At 62.8% G+C, this 5,380-nt stretch carries 5 protein-coding genes; all 5 read right to left on the bottom strand.

Features of this window, described 5'->3' with window-relative positions; genetic code table 11:
• Positions 1-185 precede the first annotated feature (185 nt).
• Positions 186-1,493 (bottom strand): cell division protein FtsA, encoded by a 1,308-nt coding sequence (gene ftsA / locus EN991_RS22055; protein WP_127369546.1) that lies wholly within the window; start codon positions 1,491-1,493, stop codon positions 186-188.
• Positions 1,490-2,431 carry a cell division protein FtsQ/DivIB gene (locus EN991_RS22050; protein ID WP_127369545.1) on the bottom strand — a complete coding sequence of 314 codons (942 nt, stop codon included), beginning with the start codon at positions 2,429-2,431 and terminating at the stop codon, positions 1,490-1,492. Before EN991_RS22050 ends, ftsA begins: the two co-directional genes overlap by 4 nt.
• On the bottom strand, positions 2,419-3,345 hold the full coding sequence (locus tag EN991_RS22045; RefSeq protein ID WP_127369544.1) for a D-alanine--D-alanine ligase: 927 nt from the start codon (positions 3,343-3,345) through the stop codon (positions 2,419-2,421). Before EN991_RS22045 ends, EN991_RS22050 begins: the two co-directional genes overlap by 13 nt.
• Positions 3,346-3,734: 389 nt before the next feature.
• Entirely contained in the window at positions 3,735-4,700 is a 966-nt protein-coding gene (gene murB / locus EN991_RS22040) for a UDP-N-acetylmuramate dehydrogenase (RefSeq protein WP_013530959.1), read from the bottom strand.
• Positions 4,697-5,380, bottom strand: a 684-nt coding sequence (locus EN991_RS22035; RefSeq protein ID WP_281058805.1) for a cyanophycin synthetase, incomplete at its 5' end; no start/stop codon positions are given. The genes murB and EN991_RS22035, both read right to left, overlap by 4 nt.

Raw genomic sequence — 5,380 nt, 5'->3', positions numbered from 1 at the left:
GCGCAAACCGGCGGTGATCATGTTGTTGACGGCATTGCCGCCGCCGCCGCCGACACCGAACACGGTGATGCGCGGCTTAAGCTCGGTGATGTCCGGCTTTTGCAGATTGATGGTCATTGTCTCCGTCCTTTGCCTTTCACGCCGCTTCGCCGCCGCGGCCGCCTATGGGGCTGTCCCCGTCAATTTTAGAAACTGTCTCTCAACCACTGACTCATGCGATGCAGTTTTCCGCCCGTTCCGGTCATTTTGAGACCGGAAATTCCTTTCGCCGGATGGCTCTCGAAGCTCGCCATCTGCGGGTAGATCAGAAGCCCCACCGCGGCCGAGAAGGCCGGCCCCTTCGCCGCTTCCGGCAGGCCGGCCACGCCGAGCGGGCGGCCGATGCGCACATTTCGTCCCAGGATGCGGCGCGCCGCCTCCGGCAGGCCGGCAAGCTGGCTGGCGCCGCCGGTAAGAACCACACGCTTGCCCACTGCATTGCCATAGCCGGACTTGTTCAGCCGGTCGCGCAGCAGTTCGAGCGTCTCGTCGATGCGGGCGCGCACGATACGCGTCATCACCGAGCGCGGGATCTGCAAGGGCACGTCGCCATCGTCGCCGATCGGCTGGATCGAGACCAGGTCGCGATCGTCGGCGCTGCCGGGCAGCGCCGAACCATGCATCACCTTCAGCCGTTCGGCGGCATCAAGCGAGGTCGACAACCCCTTGGCCATGTCCAGCGTGACATGGTTGCCGCCGATGGCGATGGCGTCGCCATGGACGAACTTGCCTTCCGAAAACACCGAGATCGTCGTCGTGCCGCCGCCCATGTCGATGCAGGCCGCACCCATTTCCAGCTCGTCGTCGACCAGCGCCGCCAGCCCGCTGGCATAGGGCGTCGCCACCATGCGCTCGACCGACAGATGCGAACGGTTGATGGACAGCTCCAGATTGCGCATCGGCGCGGCGTCGCCGGTCAGCACATGCATGTCGACGCCGAGTGCGTCGCCGACCATGCCGCGCGGATCGCGCACGCCGCGTTCGGCATCCAGCGAGAAGCCGACGGGAAGCGAATGGATCACTTCGCGCTCGGCCTTCAGCGCCTGCTTGGCGCCAGCACCGAGAACGCGCTTGATGTCGGCCTCGTCGGCCTCGTGGCCGCCAAGATTGATGGTGGCGGAGAAGGCTTCGCTCTTCAGCCGGCCGGCCGTCATGTTGACGATCAGCGAATCGACCGTCAGCCCGGCCATGCGCTCGGCTGCGTCGACGGAAAGGTGGATGGCATGCTCCGCCCTGTCGAGATCGACCACGACACCCGACTTCACGCCTTGCGACTTCTGATGGCCGATGCCGATCACCTGGATCCGGTGCGAACGGCCGCGCAGCAGCTTGCCGTCATCGCACGGCTTGAGCTTGGCCACCATGCAGCAGACCTTGCTCGAACCGACATCCAGCACCGTCAGGGTGCCAGACCGGCGCGACGCGGCATCGCCAGGACTGCCAAGCCAGCTCATATCTTCGTCTCCGGCTTGCGCTTCAGGCTCTTGGGTTTCTCGTTGAGGGCGGCTTCGCGCTGCGTCGCCGCTTCCGCCGTCAACTGGACGACCAGCCGGTCCGTCAGGCGCATGTCGACGGCGGCGATGTCGCGCGACAGCAAACCGTTGTCATGATCCATCTTCACGAGTTCGGCGAGGGCCTGATCCTCGTCGTCCTCGGGAAGCTTGATGGTGATGCCATTGTCCAGCTTCAGGTCCCAGCGCCGTTCGCCGACACGGATATAACCTTTGATCCGGTTCGCGAGCTCGGGATATTTTTCGACCTTGGCCAGGAAATCGGGCGCGCTCGCCGGCGCGCCGGTGCCGATCAGCAGAGGCAGAAGCACCTGCTTGCCGCCCGAGAACGGCGCGATCATGGCGCCATTCCTCTCGATGACCGAAAGCTCGTCACCCTGCTGCCAGAGCGCGAAAGCCTCACGCTCCTCGACACGCACTTCCAGCGTATGCGGATAGACCTTGCGCACCGCCGCGACCTCGATCCACGGCAAGGTCGCAATTCGTTCCCGCGCGGCCTCGGCATTAAAGCCGATCAGCGACGTCCAGCCGTCGAGTTCAAGCCTGTCGAGTATATCGATTTCCGAGGTCTGGCGATTGCCCACCACCTTGACCTGATCGACGGCAAATCCGGTACGGGCGGTGATGCTCTGCACGATACCGTCGATATGACCGCCGAGATAGGCGCCATAGGCACTGCTCGAGAAAATCAGCACGGCCGACATCATGGCCGCGGAAAAGCGCGGCGCCTGGAATTCCCCGACACCGAGGCGCGCCATAATGCGCACCGGGCGGCGCAGCATCCGCGGCAGCACGAAATGGTCCAACGGCAACGACAGGCCGAACAGCGCCGGACCGGCCGCGCCCCTCTCCCTACCCTGTCCCCATTTCAACGCAGACACGAAGCGTCCTCCACCATCCAACTCAACAAATCGCCAAACGAGTGCCCGGCCTGGGCGGCGATTTCAGGCACCAAGGACGTCGGCGTCATACCCGGCTGGGTGTTGACCTCGAGCCAGACAATCTCGCCGTTTTCGGAATGCCGATCGTCATAACGGAAGTCCGACCGGGAAACGCCCCGACAGCCGATCGCTTGGTGAGCCTTGAGCGCCAGTGTTTGTATTTTTTGGTAAATATTCGGTGAAACTTTTGCGGGGCATTCGTGCTTTGATCCCCCGGCGACATATTTTGAATCATAGTCGTAGAAGGAATGGCCGGTCGGGATGATCTCGCAGACCCCCAGCGCCACATCGCCCATCACCGCGCAGGTCAGCTCCCTGCCGTGAATGTAGCGCTCGACCATGACGGCATCGCCATATTTCCATTCCGACGAGCCAAGAACCTGCGGCGGATGCGACTGGCCTTCATGCACGATGACGACGCCGAAGCTTGAGCCCTCATTGACCGGCTTGACCACATAGGGCGGCTTCATCGGATGCTTGTTCTGGATGGCGAAGCGGCTGGCGACCTTCGATTCGGCGACCACGATGCCGACCGACTTGGCAACCCGTTTGGCCTGCTCCTTGTTCATGGCCAGAGCCGAGGCGAGCACGCCGGAATGGGTGTAGGGAATGCCGAGATATTCGAGGATGCCTTGGATGGTGCCATCCTCGCCGAAAGGGCCGTGCAGCGCATTGAAGGCGACATCGGGCTTGAGCTCGGCAAGCACGGAGCCGACATCGCGCCGGACATCGACGCGGGTGACCTGGTAACCTTCCTTCTCAAGCTCATCGGCGCAAGCCTTTCCGGAGGACAGGGACACGGGCCGCTCGGACGAAAAACCACCCAGCAGGACGGCCACATGCTTGTTTTTCATTCCCCGGCATCCCCTCTCTCACGGCGGACCAAAACCAGATTTTCCGCAACATTGAGTCAGAGTCTCCCGGCAGGTTGCCCCCCAGACGGAAAACGCTGAAAACGCGTCGAACGACTCAAATCAGGAAACGCTTTCGAGCAGAGAATCAGAGAGTTGATTCACTGGCAAGTGCTTACGATTCCGAGAGATTCACTTTCTGAGAAAATGGATGCGAAAAGCGTGTCGTTGAGTCTTTGCGGCAACGGTCGCGGACCGTTTTTCGCCTCGTTGAAGTTCACGCATCACATGAACTTCAACGAGGCGCTAGGTGTGTCGAGATTCAGGTCAGGCCGAGTCGAAAACGATGGCTTTCGAGAACCGGAGCGGAGCATCACCTGAATATCAGCACCTTAAAGGAGCTGCCCGAGAAACTCCTGAACGGCATGCCCTGGCCGGAAATTGCCGATGCGCTTGATTTCCCATTGCAGCCGGATACCGGAATTCTCCAGCACCCGCGTGCGCACCGTCTCGCCGAGATATTCAAGGTCGTAGCCGGTCGCGGTTCCGGTGTTGATCATGAAGTTGCAATGCATCGGCGACATCTGCGCGCCGCCGATCATCAGGCCGCGGCAGCCCGCTTTGTCGATCTCCTTCCAGGCCGATGTGCCGTCGGGATTCTTGAAGGTCGAGCCGCCGGTCTTCTCGCGGATCGGCTGCACGGTCTCACGATGGTTCTGCACGGCCTCCATCGCAGCCTTGATGGTCGCCCTGTCCTCGGCAAAGCCTTCGAACACGGCGGAGGTGAAGATCAGCCCGGAAGGAGCCGCCGAATGGCGATAGGCGTATCCCATATCGGCATTGCTCAGCGTCTGCACATTGCCCTTGCGATCGAGTGCTCGCACTTCGATGACGCGCTCGCGCGTCTCGACGCCATTGGCGCCGGCATTCATTCGCAGCGCACCGCCGATTGCACCCGGAATGCCGTGGTAGAAATGAAAGCCGCCAATGCCGGCCTCGAGCGCCACCGCTGCGACGCGCTTGTCGGGGGTAGCAGCTCCCGCCTTGATCCTGATTGGCGAAATCACCTCGGCATCGCCGAAGCCCTTGGCCGAAAGCCGAATGACAAAGCCCTCGATGCCGCCATCGCGGACCAGAAGGTTGGAGCCGACGCCGACGACCGTCAGCGGTATCTCTTCGGGAACGGCTTTCAGGAACGCGGCAAGGTCCTCCTCATCGGCCGGCTGGAACAACGCTTCAGCCAGCCCCCCGGCACGGAACCAGGTGATCTTGTCCATCTCGGCGTTCGGCGTCAGGCGGCCACGCAGGCCGGCAAGCCGGTCGCCAAGTCTGTCGATCAGGGCCTGGCCGTGCATCATGAGACGGTCCCGCCAAGCTCCTTGGGCAACGCATAGGCCCATTGGGTGATGTTGCCGGCTCCAAGGAAGACGACGAAATCGCCCGGCTTGGCCAGGTCACGGACGATGGGCGCAATCGCCGCCGGGCCCTCGATGTAGCGCGCGTCGCGATGACCGCCGGCGCGGATGCGCGACACCAGCGCGTCCGAGCTGACGCCGTCGATCGGCTCTTCGCCGGCCGCGTAGACCGGCGCCACCATTACTGTGTCGGCGTCGTTGAAGCAGGTGGAAAACTCGTTGAACAGATCATGCAGCCGGGTGAAGCGATGCGGCTGGGCAATGGCGATGACACGACCCTGGGTGGCGCTGCGCGCCGCCTTCAGCACCGCCGAGATCTCGACCGGATGGTGGCCGTAATCGTCGAATATTTCGACGCCGTCCCACGAACCGGTATGGGTGAAGCGGCGCTTGACGCCGGCGAAGGACGACAGGCCCTTCTTGATCGCCTCGGCCGACAGGCCGAGTTCGTGCGCGACCGCGATTGCTGCCGTCGCGTTGGAGACGTTGTGACGGCCGGGCATCGGCAGGCGCAGGCCTGCTATGACAGTCTGGCCGCCGGTCTTGCGGTCGCGGATCACCACGTCGAATTCCGAAATGGCACCTGACATGCGGTGATTGGTAAAGCGCACGTCGGCCTGCGC

It is taken from the genome of Mesorhizobium sp. M7A.F.Ca.US.005.03.2.1, from assembly GCF_003997795.1.
GTDB lineage: Bacteria > Pseudomonadota > Alphaproteobacteria > Rhizobiales > Rhizobiaceae > Mesorhizobium > Mesorhizobium ciceri.
The sequence above is the reverse complement of the archived record's forward strand: the minus strand, read 5'-3'. Positions and strand labels throughout refer to the sequence as shown.

Coding starts and splice junctions, on each gene's coding strand:
- ftsA (WP_127369546.1), bottom strand. CDS start 1,493: ATGAGCTGGCTTGGCAGTCCTGGCGATGCCGCGTCGCGCCGGTCTGGC.
- murB (WP_013530959.1), bottom strand. CDS start 4,700: ATGATGCACGGCCAGGCCCTGATCGACAGACTTGGCGACCGGCTTGCC.
- EN991_RS22045 (WP_127369544.1), bottom strand. CDS start 3,345: ATGAAAAACAAGCATGTGGCCGTCCTGCTGGGTGGTTTTTCGTCCGAG.